This window comes from [Lactobacillus] rogosae (assembly GCA_900112995.1).
Taxonomy (GTDB): Bacteria; Bacillota; Clostridia; order Lachnospirales; family Lachnospiraceae; genus Lachnospira; species Lachnospira rogosae.
Genome location: FONU01000015.1, coordinates 46,773 through 67,021, shown reverse-complemented (window position 1 = coordinate 67,021; position 20,249 = coordinate 46,773). Strand labels below are relative to the sequence as shown.

Annotated in this window: 18 protein-coding genes; 3 read left to right on the top strand and 15 right to left on the bottom strand. The window is 35.5% G+C overall.

Going from position 1 to position 20,249, the window contains the following annotated elements:
* The first annotated feature begins 101 nt into the window (after nucleotides 1–101).
* Both BM157_RS07890 and BM157_RS07885 read left to right on the top strand, forming a co-directional pair.
* A complete protein-coding gene (locus BM157_RS07890; protein ID WP_090140596.1) occupies nucleotides 102–1,421 on the top strand; it encodes a D-alanyl-D-alanine carboxypeptidase family protein in 1,320 nt (439 codons plus the stop codon).
* Nucleotides 1,422–1,545: 124 nt separating this feature from the next.
* Nucleotides 1,546–2,415, top strand: a complete 870-nt coding sequence (locus tag BM157_RS07885; RefSeq protein ID WP_055174874.1) for a polysaccharide deacetylase family protein — start codon at nucleotides 1,546–1,548, stop codon at nucleotides 2,413–2,415.
* A 144-nt stretch (nucleotides 2,416–2,559) separates the two neighbouring features.
* On the opposite strand, the gene BM157_RS07880 is transcribed toward BM157_RS07885, so the two are convergent.
* The 5 genes from BM157_RS07880 to BM157_RS07860 all read right to left on the bottom strand — a co-directional run bounded on the left by BM157_RS07880 (nucleotide 2,560) and on the right by BM157_RS07860 (nucleotide 8,427).
* Complete coding sequence (locus BM157_RS07880; RefSeq protein WP_022503162.1) at nucleotides 2,560–3,870, bottom strand: ABC transporter permease; 1,311 nt, start codon at nucleotides 3,868–3,870, stop codon at nucleotides 2,560–2,562.
* A complete protein-coding gene (locus tag BM157_RS07875; RefSeq protein ID WP_090140594.1) occupies nucleotides 3,870–4,916 on the bottom strand; it encodes an ABC transporter ATP-binding protein in 1,047 nt (348 codons plus the stop codon). The genes BM157_RS07880 and BM157_RS07875 overlap by 1 nt, the downstream gene beginning before the upstream one ends.
* Nucleotides 4,917–5,158: 242 nt before the next feature.
* Nucleotides 5,159–5,956, bottom strand: a complete 798-nt coding sequence (locus BM157_RS07870; protein WP_055174880.1) for a gluconate 5-dehydrogenase — start codon at nucleotides 5,954–5,956, stop codon at nucleotides 5,159–5,161.
* 222 nt (nucleotides 5,957–6,178) lie between these two features.
* Entirely contained in the window at nucleotides 6,179–7,021 is an 843-nt protein-coding gene (kduI, locus tag BM157_RS07865) for a 5-dehydro-4-deoxy-D-glucuronate isomerase (protein ID WP_022205276.1), read from the bottom strand.
* Between the two features lie 89 nt (nucleotides 7,022–7,110).
* Nucleotides 7,111–8,427, bottom strand: coding sequence for a pyrimidine-nucleoside phosphorylase (locus BM157_RS07860; protein WP_055306637.1), 1,317 nt, complete (start codon nucleotides 8,425–8,427; stop codon nucleotides 7,111–7,113).
* A 209-nt stretch (nucleotides 8,428–8,636) separates the two neighbouring features.
* Between BM157_RS07860 and BM157_RS07855 the strand changes: the two genes are divergently transcribed.
* A complete protein-coding gene (locus tag BM157_RS07855; protein ID WP_090140593.1) occupies nucleotides 8,637–9,668 on the top strand; it encodes a 3-deoxy-7-phosphoheptulonate synthase in 1,032 nt (343 codons plus the stop codon).
* Here BM157_RS07855 and BM157_RS07850 read toward each other — a convergent pair.
* The 10 genes from BM157_RS07850 to rimO form a co-directional block, all read right to left on the bottom strand.
* Nucleotides 9,639–10,211: a stage II sporulation protein M gene (locus tag BM157_RS07850; RefSeq protein WP_090140592.1), complete on the bottom strand. Its 573-nt coding sequence runs from the start codon at nucleotides 10,209–10,211 to the stop codon at nucleotides 9,639–9,641. The two genes, BM157_RS07855 and BM157_RS07850, sit on opposite strands and share 30 nt — an antisense overlap.
* Nucleotides 10,212–10,338: 127 nt before the next feature.
* On the bottom strand, nucleotides 10,339–10,872 hold the full coding sequence (locus tag BM157_RS07845) for an NUDIX hydrolase (RefSeq protein ID WP_090140591.1): 534 nt from the start codon (nucleotides 10,870–10,872) through the stop codon (nucleotides 10,339–10,341).
* A gap of 18 nt (nucleotides 10,873–10,890) precedes the next feature.
* Nucleotides 10,891–11,688, bottom strand: a complete 798-nt coding sequence (proC, locus tag BM157_RS07840; protein WP_090140590.1) for a pyrroline-5-carboxylate reductase — start codon at nucleotides 11,686–11,688, stop codon at nucleotides 10,891–10,893.
* Between the two features lie 67 nt (nucleotides 11,689–11,755).
* A complete protein-coding gene (locus BM157_RS07835; RefSeq protein ID WP_055174895.1) occupies nucleotides 11,756–13,039 on the bottom strand; it encodes an aminotransferase class I/II-fold pyridoxal phosphate-dependent enzyme in 1,284 nt (427 codons plus the stop codon).
* Between the two features lie 436 nt (nucleotides 13,040–13,475).
* Nucleotides 13,476–14,987 (bottom strand): ribonuclease Y, encoded by a 1,512-nt coding sequence (gene rny, locus BM157_RS07830; protein WP_438940714.1) that lies wholly within the window; start codon nucleotides 14,985–14,987, stop codon nucleotides 13,476–13,478.
* A 170-nt stretch (nucleotides 14,988–15,157) separates the two neighbouring features.
* Nucleotides 15,158–15,820, bottom strand: a complete 663-nt coding sequence (locus BM157_RS07825; protein WP_055306638.1) for a regulatory protein RecX — start codon at nucleotides 15,818–15,820, stop codon at nucleotides 15,158–15,160.
* Nucleotides 15,813–16,877, bottom strand: coding sequence for a recombinase RecA (gene recA, locus BM157_RS07820; protein ID WP_090140616.1), 1,065 nt, complete (start codon nucleotides 16,875–16,877; stop codon nucleotides 15,813–15,815). The genes BM157_RS07825 and recA overlap by 8 nt, the downstream gene beginning before the upstream one ends.
* Nucleotides 16,878–17,445: 568 nt before the next feature.
* Nucleotides 17,446–17,916 (bottom strand): CinA family protein, encoded by a 471-nt coding sequence (locus BM157_RS07815; protein WP_022503151.1) that lies wholly within the window; start codon nucleotides 17,914–17,916, stop codon nucleotides 17,446–17,448.
* A 216-nt stretch (nucleotides 17,917–18,132) separates the two neighbouring features.
* A complete protein-coding gene (pgsA, locus tag BM157_RS07810; protein ID WP_022503150.1) occupies nucleotides 18,133–18,681 on the bottom strand; it encodes a CDP-diacylglycerol--glycerol-3-phosphate 3-phosphatidyltransferase in 549 nt (182 codons plus the stop codon).
* Between the two features lie 70 nt (nucleotides 18,682–18,751).
* The gene (gene rimO / locus BM157_RS07805; protein ID WP_022503149.1) at nucleotides 18,752–20,080 is read right to left on the bottom strand and encodes a 30S ribosomal protein S12 methylthiotransferase RimO; all 1,329 of its coding nucleotides are present in this window, start codon (nucleotides 20,078–20,080) and stop codon (nucleotides 18,752–18,754) included.
* Between the last annotated feature and the right edge of the window lie 169 nt (nucleotides 20,081–20,249).

Below are 20,249 nucleotides of genomic sequence, written 5' to 3'. Positions count from 1 at the left end.
ATATGATTATTTATGTAGCAAATATATAATAACTCATTTTAGGTATAATAGCAAAATAAAAGTGTATAATTTATTAATTATAATAACCGGGTTTCTTATTTATGCTATCAGCAGTTGCTTATTTTTTTCAAAAGCTAATACAGCCATTAAAATTCATAATTTTAATATGTCTGATTATTTCAATCGTCTTAACTCCATTTAATCGTGTAAATGCTAAAGAAAACGACTCATCTCTGAAAGATAATGAAATACACGCCAGATTTGCAGCAGTAATAGATGCCGATACTAACAGGCTTCTATATGGTAAAAATGCTGACACCAAAGCACCTATGGCAAGCACCACCAAGATTATGACATTAATAACCGCCCTTGAGATATGTCCTGATGATTATATTGCCACCACTTCTGCATATGCGGCTTCTATGCCAGATGTACAACTTAATGCTGTAAAAGGCGAACAGTTTTCAATAAAAGACCTGTACTATTCCCTTATGCTTCGTTCCCATAATGATACCGCCGTTATAATTGCAGAAAATACCGCCTACTATTATATCTGTTCTTTAACCGATAAAGAACGCAACAAACTTACCTTTGACATTTCTTTTATAAATGACTACTCTTATAACTCACATTTTATTGAGAATATATCCAAAGAACAAAGCAAAGCACTTGTGCTGGTATTTACTAATTTAATGAATAGAAAAGCCACCAGTCTTGGCTGTAATAGCACGCATTATATAACGCCTAATGGTCTTGATGCTTCTGATGATGCAGGCATTCACTCGACAACAGCCTATGAATTAGCAGTTGTTATGTCCTACTGCATTAAAAACGAACATTTCCTTTCTATAACACAGACACACGATTACAGTTTTACAAGTCTTTCCGGCAGAAAATATTCTGTAAGCAATGCCAATGCTTTTCTTAATATGTATGATAACATTATATCCGGCAAGACGGGCTTTACTGGCGATGCCGGCTACTGCTATGTGTGTGCCTATAAGGATAACGACAGGACATTTATTGTTGCCCTGCTTGCCTGTGGCTGGCCTGACAACAAGACTTATAAATGGTCTGACGCAAAACATCTTCTTGACTACGCCAGAGCCAGCTATACAAAGCAGGACATACTTATCTGCCCTAAAGTCTTTAATATAAAGATTAAAAACGGCTCTAAAAGTTCCATTGATATACTATTTGATAAAAAACTGTCTGCCTGCATAAGCGATAATGATAATGTAGAAGTCGTGTACAATATTCCATCAAGCATTGCTGCACCGGTTAATAACGAGTGTATTATTGGAAATGTATGTGTTAACATTAATGATAAAGAAATTCAAAGATACAATATATATTGTAATGAAAACATCAAAAAAGTTTCATTTATTAGTAAAATAACACAAAAAGTCAAGAAATTATAATTGATTATTGTATTTTTTGTGTATTTGATTAACAAAATAATGACACACTAATGTTAATATAGTATAATTATAAAATATGAGATTGTATACATTATGTTAATATATACAAGAATGGAGGATTATTATGAACAGAATATACAAATGCTTTCCAGGAGGTAAATTCAAGGTATTAACATTAAGCTACGATGACGGCAAGCTTGAAGATAAAAGACTAGTTGATATATTTAACAAGAACGGCATACGTGCTACCTTCAATGTCAATTCAGGGTTAACAGATATGCCAATCAGACTGCCTGCAAGCGAATGGAATGATTTATATGACAATCATGAAATAGCCCTTCATACATGCACACACCCTACTATGAACAGATGTGGTAGCTATGAGATAGCAAGGGAAATTCTTGAAGATAAGACTAATATTGAGAAAATAATACATAAACCCGTAAGAGGAATGGCTCTTCCTAATGGAGCCGGCAACAAGCTTATTACTTCTATTGCTGCTGACCTTGGCATTAAATATATACGACCAGCCACTGACCAGTACGCTGTTGTCAAATCAGCACTCGAATATGCCAACGATTGTGAAGGTCCTATTCTTCTTGGTGATGAAAATGGCTTTTCTATGCCAACAGATTATATGAACTGGATACCAACCTGCCACCACAATCATAATCTTGTTGAGTTTGGCAAGCGTTTTATGAAGCTTACTAAAAAGCAGTACCTATATATGATGTATGTATGGGGACACAGCTTTGAATTTGAACGTAATAACAATTGGGAAGTTATGGAAGAATTCTGTGAAATGATTGGTCACCGTGATGATATATGGTATGCTACTAATATAGAAATCGTAGATTACAACGAAGCCTTTGACAGGCTTCAGATATTCGCTGATAATGAATATATCTATAACCCAAGTGCCTGTTCTGTCTGGGTTGCTGTTAATAATGTCCGTGTCGTTGAGATACCAGGTGGAGAAACTATAAAGTTATAGTTATATTTACAATATGTTAAGCCATTATATCAATACCTGTATGCAGCCCTGATTATCTCACATATTGTTTTATGTATAATAATACCTCCAGATATGACATGAATATCTGGAGGTATTAATTATTTCTTGTATAAAATATTCAGATTATTTATTCTTCTGCTTGCGAAGGCTCTTTATTGCTGTAGTTATCTTAATTGGATTGCCATATCTAAGCGTTCCCATTCTGTATATTGATGAACCTATCATACCAACACCTATAATGCTTGCTACAAGTATTATAAATGAAACAACAACTTCCCAAACAGCTACATTTCCCATTGCAACACGGGCAAACATCGCACTGTATGAACTGATTGGCAGATATGACAATACCTTCATAGCAATACCATCTATATTCATAAGCTGAAAAAGAGTAATAAAGTATACAATCATAATAACCATCTGTATGCTTCCGGCACTCTTATTAATATCCTCTGTCTTAGAAACAAGTGCACCAAATGCTCCATATATAAATGTATAGAAAAGCACACCGCCAAGTCCGAATAACGCATAGGTAACAAGTACATTTGCAGGAATATCAAGTAACATATCTAACATTCCGCCCCACGCACTCTGATTAAACTTATATGCACCGACAATCGCAAGCATAAGTATTCCAGCCTGACATAACGAAGCTATTGTACCAGCAAGCACCTTTCCAAAAAATAAAATCTTAGTATCAGCACTTGTTACAAGCACCTCTATAGTCCTGTTGGACTTCTCCTGAGTAACTGATGTCGCAACCATAACACCATAGAATATTATTATCATAAATATAATGATAATGAGTGCATAACAATAAAAATAATTATTTCCCATATCCTTGCCAAGAACAACTGTCTGACTGTTAATCTCTGGATTAAATGCCGTTATTATCTGCTCATAATCAAGATTATGGATACTGCAGTACACCATCTGGTTAAGTGCTGTAAGTACCTGATTAAACTGCATATCAATGCTGTCAGTCATACTCTTATTGTATACAATATACTCATAATCTGTAAGACTGTGAACCACAAAGCCTGCCTTGACTTCTTCATCTGACACTTTATCCTTTAATTCACTTTCTGATGACACTTTTTCAACCTTCATATCATCAAAAGCTGCCTGAATTATCTGAATATCTGAAAATGTTCCAGACTCATCATATATAAGAATTACATCTTTATTATTGTCTGCTTTATTATCTTTATCAGAATCACTCTTACCATCAACATTATCTTTATCGCTGTCAGAATCACCAGAATTCTGTTCTGTACTATTAGTAATTCCTGTGATGGCACTTATATCTATAAATCTTGGCACAAACATAATAGCAGCAGCTATAACAGCTATAACAACCGTACTGATTACATACGACTTATTCTTAATATAAGTCATAAGCTCATATTGAAGAACTACACCTAACTTTTTCATCAGCGTACACCTCCCTTAACAGACTTTTTATGTTCACTGATTTCGCCTTGCGGTAACTCATCAACAATATCTCTATTATAACTATTATCGTCATTACTATTATTCTTATAATCTACCACTTTGTCGTCTTCCATATCATCACCTACAAGAGATACAAATATATCATTAAGAGATGGCTTATAAGTTTCAAAATGCTCAATTTCTATACCACACGCAATCATTCTTTTAAGAATATCCGCCCTTGACACGCCATTTATATTCCTTACAATAATCTCCTCTCTTGTTCTTCCAGTCTCTGTTATTATGTCAGACACATTGTCTTTTATAATCTGTGACAACTCATCAAGCCCCATATTAACATCTGATATAACCAGCTGATTCTCGCCATACTGTCTCTTAATGTCTTTAAGATTGCCTGCAAGTGCTATATTTCCCTTATCTATTATCGCTATGTCACGACAGAACTCCTCTACATAACTCATCTGGTGGCTTGAAAATATAACTATTCTTCCTTCGTTTATGACTTCTGTCACAACATCCTGAAGTATCTTTGAATTCACCGGATCAAGCCCGCTAAATGGCTCATCGAGTATAACTATCTCTGGTTCACACGCAAGTGTTGAAGCAAGCTGTACTTTCTGCTGATTACCCTTGGATAATGTCTCTAACTTTCTGTTGGCATACTCATCTATCTCAAGACGCTTTAGCCACTTCTTTGCATTACTGACTGCCTCTTTCTTGGAAAGTCCTCTAAGTCTTGTAAGATATACTATCTGTTCAAGCACTGTCTTCTTGGGATATAACCCTCTCTCTTCTGGCAGATACCCTATAAGATGCTTCTTAGGGTTAAACGGCTCATCGTCAAGATATACCTCACCCTCATCTGCTTTAAAGACATCCATAATAATTCTTATCGTAGTTGTCTTACCTGCTCCATTTCTTCCAAGAAGTCCAAGTGCACTGCCACTTTCAACTTCAAAAGAAATGCCGTGTAGAACCTGATTACCTTCAAAAGACTTTGTCAAGTCTCTTACTTCAAGTTTCATTAAAATGTTCTCCTCTCATATTTGTAAAACTTTTATAGTAATTGTATCATATGAAAGAACATTTTGACAGTCAAATTTTTGTTGAATTTTAAGAATTTCAGGAATTTCAGGAATTTCGGGAAATATTCTTTCTATATATTCCTATTGAAGTTCAAAACCAAAAAGAGCCTGAAACAAGCAAACTTGTTTCAGACTCTTCTGTCATTATCTATACACGCACATCGTGCTTGTAATATTATTTATTACTGTGGCTGCTTTCCGATGTAAGCAAGGATACCACCATCAACATAAAGAATATGTCCGTTAACGGCATCTGAAGCTTCTGAAGCAAGGAATACAGCTGGACCAGCTAATTCTTCTGGCTTTAACCATCTGTTAGCAGGTGTCTTAGCACAGATGAACTGATCGAATGGATGTCTAGAACCATCAGCCTGTCTTTCTCTTAATGGAGCTGTCTGAGGTGTCTCGATGTAACCAGGTCCAATACCATTACACTGGATATTGTACTGACCATACTCAGAACAAATATTTCTTGTAAGCATCTTAAGACCACCCTTAGCAGCAGCATAAGCTGATACTGTTTCACGGCCTAACTCTGACATCATAGAGCAGATGTTAATAATCTTACCGTGACCTCTTTCGATCATTGATGGAATAACTGCCTTAGATACGATAAATGGTGCATTAAGGTCAACGTCGATAACCTGTCTGAATTCAGCAGCTGTCATATCGCACATTGGAATTCTCTTAATGATACCAGCATTGTTAACAAGGATATCGATAGGAGCTACATCCTTAGCAATCTGAGCAACCATAGCGTTAACCTGCTCTTCGTTAGTTACGTCACATACATAACCGTGAGCATCGATACCAGCTTCCTTGTAAGCTGCTAATCCCTTATCTACTAATTCCTGCTTAATATCGTTAAATACGATTGTAGCACCTGCCTTAGCCATTCCGCTAGCGATAGCAAAACCGATACCATAAGAAGCACCTGTAACTAAAGCAACTTTTCCTTCAAGTGAAAAATTTACTGACATTTTAAAATCTCCTTTTCTCTTAATATTATATCAATGAACTCCAGAGCATATGGAATATCACAATATACTCCATACCTCTATGAGAATCATCCATCATAATGGATTATGCCATTAATATTAAACAGCATAATGTGTATGTAACCTATAATAATACAGCTACTCTTTATATATCAATCAATAACAATAAAATAATCTTGTTAAGCAATTATAAAGACATTCTGATTATCTAAGATCCTTCATATCTACATCATCCATATCATCGAAGTCCTGGTTCTCACCAACCATACCCCAGATGAATGTATAAGCGTGAGTAGCTGAAGCTGAGTGAATTGACCAACTTGGTGATATAACAGCTTCTTCATTTCTCATAACAATGTGTCTTGTCTCTGTTGGCTCACCCATATAGTGGAATACAACAGCATCTTCCGGAACTTCAAAGTAAAGATATACTTCCATTCTTCTGTCATGTGTATGACATGGCATTGTGTTCCATACGCTTCCTGGTTCAAGGCAAGTCATACCCATCTCTAACTGGCAGCTTTCAACCTGTCCTGGAAGGATATACTTATTGATTGTTCTATGGTTAGCACTCTCAAGACATCCAAGTTCCTTTTTATTCTCAGGTAAAATATCCTTAGCTGGATCAATAAATACTGTTGGGTATGTCTTATGTGCTGGTGCACTGTTAAGATAGAACTTAGCCGGGTTCTTAGGGTCTTCACTCTTGAACGAGATATCCTTAGCACCCATACCTATGTACATACCGTCTTTATATTTGAAGTTATATTCCTTGCCATCTACTGTAACTGTTCCGTTACCACCGATGTTAATGATACCCATCTCTCTTCTTTCAAGGAAATACTTAGCTCTAAGTTCAGCACCTGCTTCAAGAACAAGTTCCTTATTAACTGGTGTAGCAGCTCCTACTATAATTCTGTCAATCTGGCTGTAGATTGTCTTAATCTCATCAGCTACAAATAAATTCTGGATTAAAAAGTCATGTCTTAATCTGTCTGTGTCATAGTTCTTGACATCAGCAGGATTTGCTCCTGGTCTTACTTCCATTTTTATGTCTCCTTTTCTTGTTCAAATATGATTATGGATAACTTACAATAATATCATCCAGCTCATTTTATATAATATAATACCATTATTTATATATTTTTACAACTAATAATTCGTTTAATAAGCGGACTTGTCTTTACAATATCCTCTGATATTTCAAATGCTTTGATAATTAAGCCCTCTGCCTCTAATATTTTATCTTTATTGGCGGCATAGATTGTGGCAAGGCAGTCACCACATTTTACATAATCTCCACGCTTGGCTGACAGCTTTACGCCGACAGAATAATCTATAACATCTTCTTTTGTCATTCTTCCGCCACCTAATATCATCGAGGCTTCTCCTATAAGTTCTGACTCAATTCTTTGAACATAGCCTTCTTTATCTGCTTTAACCTCTATTTTATAATTACATTCTGTAAATTCATCTAAATCGTCAAATACAGTTATATCCCCACCCTGACGTTTAATGAATTCCAAGAATTTATTATATGCACTTCCATCATCTATGGAATTCTGTAACATACCTCGTGCCTTGTCTGCATTTTCTTCTACTTTAGAAGCAATAAGCATCTGTGTGCCTAATTCAAGGCAGAGATTAATAAGGTCTTCTGGACCTTCTTTCTTTAAAGTCTTTACCGCTTCCGCAACCTCCAGTGCATTACCTACAGCAAGGCCCAGCGGTTCATCCATATCTGATATTACTGCTATTGTGTTTCTGCCAGCAAGACTTCCTATCTTAACCATCTCTTCTGCAAGTTTCTCGGCATCCTGCATATTTTTCATAAATGCACCGCTTCCGACTTTAACATCAAGCACAATCGCCCCTGCACCTGCGGCAATCTTTTTGCTCATTATACTGCTTGCTATAAGCGGTATGCTGTCAACAATGGCAGTAACGTCCCTTAAAGCATATATCTTCTTATCTGCCGGAGCAAGATTACCTGTCTGTCCTGTAAGTGCAAGTCCTATCTCTTTAATATTATCAATAAATTCTTCTTCACTTAACTTAGTCCTGAAGCCTTTAATACTCTCTAGCTTATCAATTGTTCCGCCAGTATTACCAAGTCCCCGTCCGCTCATCTTGGCAACCTTGCCTCCACAGGCAGCTACCATTGGTGCAAGTATAAGTGTTGTCTTATCACCAACACCGCCTGTGCTGTGTTTATCTACATTAATGCCGCCTATCTCTGACAAATCCATCATATCACCGCTATGTGCCATCGCAAGCGTAAGATTGGTTGTTTCCTCATAATTCATTCCATTAAAATATATCGCCATAAGAAGTGCCGACATCTGATAATCCGGAATTGTGCCATTGGTATATTCATTAATAACATAATCAATTTCTTCTTTTGACAATGATTCATTATATTTTTTCTTGGATATTATATCAAACATTCTCATAGCTATCACTCCTCAAACAATTGATTTTTAATTGTAACACTCTGCTTTATTTTACATTTTTGTGAATTTCTGTTTCGTAACATTGTATTTGATTATATACTAACATTTTTCTGTAGTTTATGCTATTATTATTAGCAGAATTCTTAAAATAAGAATGCAGGCAGCAGTTATTGCCTGCGATTATTAATATAATACAAGGAGATATAATAATGAGTTTTGAATTTATACGAAAGCTTCCTACACCAACGGATATCAAGCGTGATTTTCCAGTTCCTGAAAGGGTTGCCGAATTAAAGAAAGAAAGAGATAAAGAAATTGCCGATGTAATTACTGGCAGGTCAGATAAATTTCTTGCTATAATCGGACCTTGTTCTGCTGATAACGAAGACGCTGTATTAGACTATACATTAAGACTTAAAAAAGTTCAGGAAAAGATTGCTGACAAAGTACTAATCATTCCAAGAGTATATACTAACAAGCCAAGAACCACAGGCACTGGCTATAAAGGTATGCTCCACCAGCCTGACCCAGAGAAAAAGCCTGACCTTCTTGCTGGACTTGTTGCTATCAGAAAAATGCACATAAGAGTTATGGAAGAAACAGAACTTATGCCAGCCGATGAAATGTTATACCCTGAGAATTACTGGTTCCTTGCTGATGTACTCTCATATGTTGCCGTTGGTGCAAGATCTGTTGAAGACCAGCAGCACAGACTTACTGTAAGTGGCATGGACGTTCCTGCTGGTATGAAGAACCCTACAAGCGGTGATTTCTCAGTTATGCTTAACTCTGTAATCGCTGCTCAGGCAAAGCAGTCTTTCATATACAGAAACTGGGAGGTTGAAACACCTGGTAATCCTATGGCTCACACTATATTAAGAGGTGCTGTCAACAAACACGGACAGAACATTCCTAACTACCATTATGAAGATTTAATAAGACTTGCCAATATGTATAAGACTAAGGATTTACTCAATCCAGCTTGTATCGTTGATGCTAACCACAGCAACTCTGGCAAAATGTATGCTGAACAGATAAGAATTACTAAAGAAGTAATTCACAGCCGCAATCATTCAAATGATGTTAAACAACTTGTTAAAGGTGTTATGATTGAAAGTTATATTGAACCTGGCTGCCAGAAAGTCGGCGAAGGTATATATGGCAAATCAATAACAGACCCTTGCCTTGGCTGGGAAGAATCTGAAAAGTTATTATACACAATAGCTGATATGCTCAAGTAACATTTTCAGACACCCCGGATTTACGTAGGCTTCGCACAACGTGCCTGCCAACAATAATATAAAACTGACTAATAATGCCATTGCTATTTTCCTTATATTAATATTCACATATGACCCTCTGCTGGTTTCCCATATGGATATTAGTATGAATATAGTAATGGCATATATTATATAATGTGGAAATGTCATCACTATGTATACAAACATTCCTTTTATCCCCATATTCATCACGCTTACGCTCACAACCATTCCAACGCTCATTCCAATAATTCCGAAAATTATATATACTGCCGGAACTGCAACAGGTGTAATAAGCAGTAATATGAGAAGTGTAAATTCTTTTATTCTCGTTTTGAAAATATATTGCCACAACGCCACATTATTTACCTTCATATCAATAATAGATAATCTGAAATCATTATTCAGTACTCCAACCTTATCCGTTATATTTATTATTGCATAATTAGCTATCAGTGTCCCAGCAATAACTCCCACCATAACCGCCAACATATATCTGTATCGTTTTAAAAAAATCCCAGCCATATAAACGCCTCCTTATTTATCAGGTCAGGCTATTTATATGCTAGGATTTCTTTTAATATGTTTTGATTATTGAATTTAATTATTGAATTTAATCATTTGATTGTTTTAATTACTTTATTTACTTCATTTATAAGGTCTGCTCATATGCAAGTATAGCAGATATTGTCTTGGAATCTTCTATTATTCCGTTCATAATCATATCTTTTAATTCCTGCAATGTATAATACTCAACATTAATATATTCTTCTTCGTCAAGCTGCTGTACTGACTTTGTAAGCTTATCAGCCACATATATATCAACCTTTTCATTGCAGAAAGCAACTGCCGTAATTATAGATATAAGCTTTCTTACATTATCAGGGTCAGCTTTATACCCTGTTTCTTCTTCCAACTCTCTTATTGCCGCAGTCTTAACAGGTTCACCCTTATTAATTCCTCCTGCTGGTATTTCAAGAGTTTCCTTATCTGGTGAATTACGAAACTGCCTTACCATAACAATTCTGCCATCATCACGAACAGCAACAACAGCCGCAGCTCCCTTATGCTCAATATGATCCCAATACACTGTCTTGCCGTCTGGTGTAACAATCGTATCTTTATAAAATTCAAGCATTGAACCTTTATACATCAACTCTCTGCCAACTCTTTTTATATGTTCCATATTGAATCCTCATTTTTATTATTTAATATTATGACACTTATCATAACATGCATCTGTGGCTTTTATGACAGCATTACGGAAATTGTGTTCTTCAAGTGCTGCTACACCAGCTATTGTTGTACCACCCGGTGAGCATACTTTATCCTTTAACACTCCCGGATGCTCGTTAGTTTCAAGAACCATCTTAGCTGAACCAAGAACTGTCTGTGCAACTAATTTATAAGCATCATCTCTCTTAATTCCATATTTGACAGCACTATCAGCAAGTGCCTCAATAAACATATATACATATGCTGGTGAACTTCCGCTTGCACATACAATAACATCCATAAGCTTCTCATCAACATAGACAACCTTTCCAAATGAATTAAAAAATCTGTCTATAACATCTCTCTGTTCAAATGAAAATTCATCTTTATTGTATGATACGCCAGTCATCCCTTCTCCGACAAGAGCGGGCGTATTAGGCATTGCTCTTACAACCTTAGTATTAATTCCAAGATTATCCTTAATAGAGTCTATTGTAATTCCAGGTGCTATAGATATAACAACGCTGTCTTCTCTTATGACATTAACTATATTCTTCATTACAGCACTATATACCTGTGGCTTAACTGCTAATACTATATACTGGGCATTGTTAGCACACTCTGCATTGCTCTCAGCATATTTGACACCTGTTTCATCACTTATTCTTTTACATTTATCAAGGTCTGGACAGGTAAATATAATATCTGATGGTTCAAATACATTAAGGACACCTTTAAGCATAGCATATCCCATATTACCCATTCCAATAAAGCCTATCTTTGCCATACTGCCTGCTCCTTTCAGGATTTAGTTTTAATTTTTATCAACATTATATTAATGTTTTTCTATTAAATTACTTCTGCTCAAGAAGCTTTTCTACACTTACTAATTTTGTACATAATACAAATAATTCTGCTGCTTCAGACATTTCCTCTGGTGTAGGGAAAGATGGTGCAATTCTTATATTGCTGTCCTTAGGATCTTTTCCATAAGGGAATGTAGCACCTGCGTTTGTAAGGATAACACCTGCTTCTTTACACTTTGCAACTATTGCCTTAGCGCAGCCTTCCATAGCATCAAATGATATGAAGTATCCTCCTCTTGGCTCTGACCAAGTACCAATTCCAAGACCTGTAAGTTCATCTTCAAGCACCTTTAAAGTAGCTTCAAACTTTGGACGCATAAATTCAGCGTGCTTCTTCATATGTTCCTTAAGACCTGCAACATTCTTGAAATATCTTACGTGTCTTAACTGGTTAATCTTATCGTGACCAATTGTCTGAATTGTCATCTGCTTCTTAATATCAGCTACATTATCCTTTGATGTTGCAAGTGCTGCCACACCTGAACCTGGGAATGTAACCTTAGATGTAGAGGCAAATTCAAATACCATGTCTGGATTTCCAGCTTTCTCACATTCAGAAATAATATCAAGGATTTCATCCTGCTTGTCATCATAAAGATGATGAATAACATATGCATTATCCCAGAATATTCTAAAGTCCTTAGCTGCTGGCTTTAATGCTGCCATTCTCTTTACTGTCTCATCTGAGTATGTGTAGCCTTGAGGATTTGAATACTTAGGTACACACCAGATACCCTTAATAGACTCATCTTCGCTTACAAGCTTCTCTATCATATCCATATCAGGTCCATCAACAGACATTGGAATATTAATCATTTCAATCCCAAATCTTTCTGTTATAGCAAAATGTCTGTCATAGCCTGGAACTGGACAGAGCCACTTTACTTTATCAAGCTTGCACCAAGGTGTATTTCCAAGAATACCGTGTGTATACGCTCTTGATACCTGATCATACATAATATTAAGACTTGCATTACCATATATAATAACGTGTTCAGGTGTTGTTCCCATCATATCTGCCATAAGCTTCTTAGCTTCAGGAATTCCATCAAGAACACCATAATTTCTACAATCTGTTCCGTCCTCTGACTTTAAGTCAGAGGAACTATTGATTACATCAAGCATATCCATTGTTACATTAAGCTGCGTTGCTGATGGCTTACCTCTTGACATATTAAGGTTAAGTCCCTTAGCCTTTGCTTCCTTGTATCTTTCATCAAGTTCAGCCTTTAACTGTAATAACTGTTCTTTGCTCATTTCGTTGTACTGCATATTAATCCTCCATTTCATAATTAAAAGGTCTTAAATAATATACTATGAAGATGATTTTTTAGCAATAGTTTTCACATTATATTTATGAATTTTGATTAAAAATATTAATTAATTAGACATTTTTAAGAATTTTATTAATAAAATTAAGTGTTAGCTTAATATTATTAAGTCAGCCTTTGAATTTTATACTAAGAATTACATTTCAATAAGCATTGTAATAATTATTGTATATAACTGCCATATGTTTAATTTTGGCATATTAACACTTAAAATCAAAAGGTAATTTAGTCTATTCACCAATTTGACATCAATAAAAGGCTACACAATAGTATAAGACGAAATATTATAGTAAATACTAATACAAAACATAAAAAAAGAAGCTGCCAAGAATTTTGAATTCTTGGTAGCTTCTCTGGTTCTTTAAATATGTTCGTAATTACTTAGCGTAATCAACAGCTCTTGATTCTCTTACAATACTTACTTTAATCTGACCTGGATATTCCATCTGATTTTCAATCTGTTTAGAAATATCCCTTGCAAGTAATACCATATCTGAATCACTAATCACTTCAGGAACAACCATTACTCGAACCTCTCTACCTGCCTGAATAGCAAAAGACTTCTCAACTCCCTTATATGAGTTGGTAATATCTTCTAATTGTTTTAATCTGTTTGTGTAAGTTTCTAACGTCTCTCTTCTAGCACCAGGTCTTGCGGCTGAGATTGTATCAGCAGCTTGTACAAGACAGGCTATTAAACTTTCTGGTTCAACGTCACCATGATGAGCTTCTACCGCATTAATAACAAGTGCTGATTCCTTGTATCTTCTACAGAGGTCAACACCCAACTGAATATGTGAGCCTTCCATTTCATGGTCGACAGCTTTACCTATATCATGTAATAAACCAGCTCTCTTTGCCATCTTTACATCAAGACCTAATTCGCTGGCTAACAATCCTGTAATCTGAGCTACTTCAATTGAATGTTTTAATACATTCTGACCATAACTGGTTCTGTATCTTAACTTACCAAGTAAGCGAACCAATTCAGGATGAATTCCATGGACACCAACCTCAAGGGTTGCAGCTTCACCTTCTTCTTTAATTAATGTTTCAACTTCTTTCTGGGCTTTTTCAACCATCTCCTCAATTCTTGCTGGATGAATCCTTCCATCAAGAATAAGCTTCTCAAGAGCGATTCTTGCAATCTCCCTTCTAATTGGATCAAAGCCTGATAAAACTACAGCCTCAGGTGTATCATCAATTATAAGTTCTACACCAGTAAGTGTTTCAAGAGTTCTTATATTACGACCCTCTCTACCAATAATGCGGCCTTTCATTTCATCATTAGGAAGCTGTACAACTGATATAGTTGTCTCGGCAACGTGGTCAGCGGCACATCTTTGAATTGCATTAACCACTAATTCCTTTGCCTTTTTATCTGCTTCCTCTTTTGCCCTGCTTTCTAATGTCTTAACCATTACAGCAGTATCATGTTTAACTTCATCTTCAACAGTTTTTAATAGATATTCTTTTGCCTGTTCGGAGGTTAATCCAGAGATTCTTTCAAGTTCCTGCTGTCTTTTCTTTTCAAGTTCGTCAACCTTCTGTCTTTGTTTACCAAGTTCTTCTTCTTTTCTGGTAATACCTAAGTCACGCTTCTCTACTGCTTCAATCTTTCTGTCAAGAGTTTCTTCTTTAGAAAGGACTCTCTTCTCGTACTTCTGAATTTCTGCACGTCTTTCCTTAGTCTCTTTCTCAAGCTCATTCTTAGTCTTTAAAGATTCTTCTTTAACTTCTAAGAGTGCCTCTTTCTTCTTAGTCTCAGCCGCTTTCAACGCTTCATCTATTATTTCTCTGGCTCTTTCGTTCGCATTGCCAATCTTTTCATCATTGCTTTTATTGATGGCTTTACTAGATACAACCCAGGTAATAGGTGCGACTATCACAAGTGTAACAAAAAATGTGACAACTGCCGGAATAAATGACACAGGAGCACCTCCTTATTAAGTTTTCATTGTACAAAAAATACAACATACTAATATTATACTCTAAACGGCATTATGTCAAGGTTACATCAACCTAACTTGTCATTATCTTGCATATATTATCCGGCCTATTAATACTCATTAGTATCACATACCATATCAAGTGCTTTATTGATATCATCAAGCCTAAAGCCCTTTCTGTAAAGTGAAGCTTTTAATTTCTGTAATTGATTATAATCTTTAATATCAATTGAATTAATCTTTTTATTGATATGTCCGATTATTACATTAATCTCCTTTGCATAATCATCTTCCTCACAATAAAATTCATCACAGGCTTCTTTAATAATATCAGCAGAAACACCAAGCTTTAACAAAGATGTCTCAATCACACGCCTTGATTTAGAAGATGACCTCGATATTATATAATTATCAGCAAATCTTCTGTCATCAATATAACCATATGAATATATATATGCTACAGTCTCATCAATACAGCACTTAGGATAACCATTAGCCTGTAGCTTCTCCCTTAGCCTGCCTTCTGTATAATCGTGGCTCTTAAGCAGAGCCATCGCCCTTATCTTAGCTCTTTTAGTAAGTATAGTTATTATCTCATTGTAAATATCGGACATAATAACACTGTCCACTTTAATCTGATACTTTCTTATCTCTGAGTTATATAAAACGAACGCAGGTTCGTAATTAACAAATACTCTCCTGCGTTGTTTATTAACATCGACAATCGAAGTGACTAAATATTGTATATCTGAAGAAACTTCATCATTATACATTTACTTCTTCCGCCTCTTTCTCGCCAGTCTTTTTCTTAGACTTAGCTTTAGTATCTTCTACTTCTGCCGTATCAGCTTCTTCACCTATTCCATAATGGGCACGAACTTTCTTATCTATCTCATCCTTTAATTCCGGATTGTTAAGAAGAAACTGCTTAGCATTCTCTCTACCCTGTCCAATCTTCTCTCCATTATATGAAAACCAAGCTCCACTCTTCTGTACAATTCCCACATTAGAAGCTAAATCAATTAAATCGCCCTCTGTTGATATTCCTTTACCAAACATTATGTCAAATTCCGCTTCCCTGAATGGAGGTGCAACCTTGTTCTTAACTATCTTAACCCTTGTACGGTTACCAATAACTTCTCCACCAGACTTTAATGTCTCTATCTTACGGACATCTAGTCTTACAGACGCATAGAACTTAAGTGCACGTCCACCTGTGGTTGTCTCTGGGTTACCGAACATAACTCCAACTTTCTCTCTTAACTGGTTGATAAATATAACAACACAATTATTCTTACTTACAACAGGAGTAAGCTTTCTTAAAGCCTGTGACATAAGTCTTGCCTGTAAACCTACATGTGAATCACCCATATCACCATCAATCTCAGCCTTAGGTACAAGTGCAGCTACTGAATCGACAATAACGATATCAATAGCACCAGATCTTACCATTGTCTCACATATCTCAAGTGCCTGCTCACCACTGTCGGGCTGTGATATATATAAATTATCAATATCTACACCTATATTCTTAGCATATACAGGGTCAAGTGCGTGCTCTGCATCTATAAATCCAGCTATACCGCCACGCTTCTGAACTTCTGCAACCATATGAAGTGCTACTGTTGTCTTACCTGATGATTCAGGACCATATATCTCAACAACTCTTCCCTTAGGCACTCCACCTAAACCAAGTGCTATATCAAGGCTTAATGAACCTGTCGGAATACATTCAACATTCATATTAGTAGCTGAATCACCAAGCTTCATTACAGAACCCTTACCAAACTGTTTCTCAATATTAGAAATCGCAGCATCAAGTGCTTTCATCTTATCTTCATTATTAACCAATTATAAATACCTCCATATCAATGAACATTCGTTCGTCTTTAATGATAATATTATATACTGTGTCATTTGTCAATAGATTTTCGAACATTCATTCTGTAAAAATAGTAAATTTAATTAAACACTGTATATATTCACCTGAAATCTATACCAGCCAGTACATTACAGCGTTGCAAAACGTTAATCATAATCCAGGCCAATTATATAATGTCAACTTAACTTAAAATCTAATTACAACCTAATTCAGCTTAATCCAAATCAATTCAACCTAATTCAAATTATAATTGCAGTCTTAGACCAAGTCTTAATTATTATTACTATGTAACATATTGGATACATATATCCTATCATATATCGTCCTTTATGTAAAGATATAAATAGTATTTTATCAATATATTTTCATTGATATAATAACATTTATATCATTTCAAATTACAGATTAAATATTATTTTAAATCGCACTTCAAATCATATTAAATATAATCTTAAATCGTACTTCAAATCATATTAAATATAATATCAAATTATACTTCAATCATATCCTGCAAGCCTATACCTGCGACAATTCTTCCAGTATCATATTCAGAGCTTCCTCACAGGCTTTTTTACGTACAGTCTCCCTGTCACCTGTAAAGTTGAATTCTTTAGCATAGCTCCTGCAATTATGTGCTATTCCAATATATACAAGACCTACAGGTTTATCGTCTTCCATAGACGGACCTGCAACACCTGTCACTGATACAGCTATATCCGCATTGGCGGCTTTTAATGCTCCGTCTGCCATTTCACAGGCTGTATTACTGCTCACCGCTTTATATCGTTGCAGTGTATCATTGCTGACACCAAGTATTTTGTGCTTAGCTTCATCGCAATAAGTAATATAGCCTTCGTGAAATATTTCTGATGCACCGCTTACATTTACAATTGAAGATGCAACCATACCGCCTGTGCAGGACTCAGCAGTTGTCAGCAGGCAGTTGCACTCTTTTAATTTCTTAACAACTTCTTCCTCTAATTTCATATTTCGTTTCGACTCCTTTTATTAATCCCTTCATAATTCAACAATGGTTCGGATGCACAATACACCCGAACCATCATCTGCAAATATTAACCATAAACATTTAACACATAAAAACATCGAATAGCTATTCCATATCAATCAGCAATTAACAATCACCTCTGTTTATTAATTAATCTGTCTTTATCAATTTTTAATAAAACAGCTTATCAATATCAACTAATTATTAGAACCCTCTATAAAGATTTTATAATTCTTTACAATATAATCAATCAGTGAAACAACCGTAAGTATAAGGGCAATATATGTGACTACCATATTAACAACCCCACTAAATGGATAATTCAGGTCTAATATAAGAAGAATTATCATTATCATCTGGAAAGTTGTCTTAAACTTGCCCCAGTAGCTTGCTGCAATAACAACACCATTATCAGCCGCGATAAGCCTGAAACCACTTATTATAAATTCTCTTGCAATAATAATTATTACAATCCAGGCAGCAACTTTATCAAAGTCCACAAGTGCAATAAGTGCCGAACACACTAAAAGCTTATCAGCAAGTGGATCCATAAACTTTCCAAAGTTAGTTACAAGGTTATACTTTCTTGCAATCTTTCCATCAAGAAAATCTGTAATGCTTGCAAGTATAAATATTGCCGCAGCTGCTATATTTCCAGCCATTCCCAATCCTGGTATATATAATACAACAAGAAATACAGGAATCATAATCATTCTTAAAATTGTTAATTTGTTAGGTAAATTCATAATACTCTCCATTCCTACACTTCTGCATATAATCTTACTGCATTGTGCATATTAATATCTGTGATGTTAATTATTCAACAATAGTTCCAATAAGATCATATTCGGTTGAGCCTGTAATCTTAACATCAATGAAATCACCTGACATAAGCTCTCTGTCACATTCAACAAATACAAGACCATCAACATTAGGTGCATCTTTGTATGAACGTCCAACATATGTATTATCTTCTGGTATAAAGCCTTCAATCATAACTCTCACAATTCGTCCAATCATAGCGGCTGACCTGTCTGCTGATATTTCCTGCTGTAACTGCATTAACTCATCTCTGTATTTTTCCTTAATCTCTTCATCAATCTGGTCAGGCATCTGTGCGGCTACAGTATCCTCTTCTCTTGAATATGTAAATACACCTAATCTATCAAACTCACACTCATCTATAAACTGCATAACTTCCTCGTGATCCACATCTGTCTCACCAGGAAAGCCTGTAATAAGTGTAGTTCTTAAGGCAATATCGGGAATCTCCCTTCTAAGCTTTGCAACAATATCTGTAAGCTCCTGCTTTGAAGTTCTTCTACCCATACGCTTAAGAATATTGTCGCTTGCGTGCTGTATAGGCATATCAAGATAATGACAGACCTTTGGCTCATTTTTAATAGCTTCTATAAGCTCATCATTAATCTCTTCCGGATAACAGTAAAGAATTCTTATCCATTCAAGTCCTTCTATTAAGCCAAGATTATGTAAAAGCTTAGGAAGCGACTTCTTTCCATATAAATCAACTCCATAAAGAGTTGTTTCCTGTGCAACAAGTATAATCTCTTTAACACCGCCCTCAACGAGCTTCTTAGTCTGGTTAACAAGATACTCAATAGGAAAGCTTCTAAAGCTTCCCCTTACCTTAGGTATTACACAGTAAGTACAGTGCTTATCACAACCCTCTGCAATCTTTAAATACTCATAATAACCCGGGGTTGTCACAATTCTATCAGCTTCAACCATTGGCATTCTGTTCGCATCTTCAACAAAATTAGATATGCCCTTTTCTTCAAGTACAGAATTAATCATATCAGCAATCTTATCATAAGAAGATGTTCCAACAAATGCATCTACTTCCGGAATTTCCTTAATAATCTCATCCTGATATCTGTGTGCAAGACAGCCTGCAACTACAAGCACCTTACATCTGGCATCTTTCTTATGTTCTGCCATCTCAAGTATTGTATTAATACTTTCCTGCTTGGCATCGCCTATAAAACAGCAGGTATTAATTGCTATAATATCAGCTTCCCATTCATCATCAGTGAACTCAAATCCCTTATTCTTTAAGATGCCAAGCATATTCTCAGTATCAACAAGATTCTTATCGCAGCCAAGCGAAACAAATAGTATCTTCATAAATAACCTCTATTATACTCTCATAATCATAAAATACTTGTGTATAATAGCATACATTTAACAAAAAATAAATGGCTATCCCCAAGTTAATACAATGTTTAATTAAAATTTAACACATATTAATTATATGATGTTGTGGCAAAAGCCCCAAAATATGAGCAAACTCACA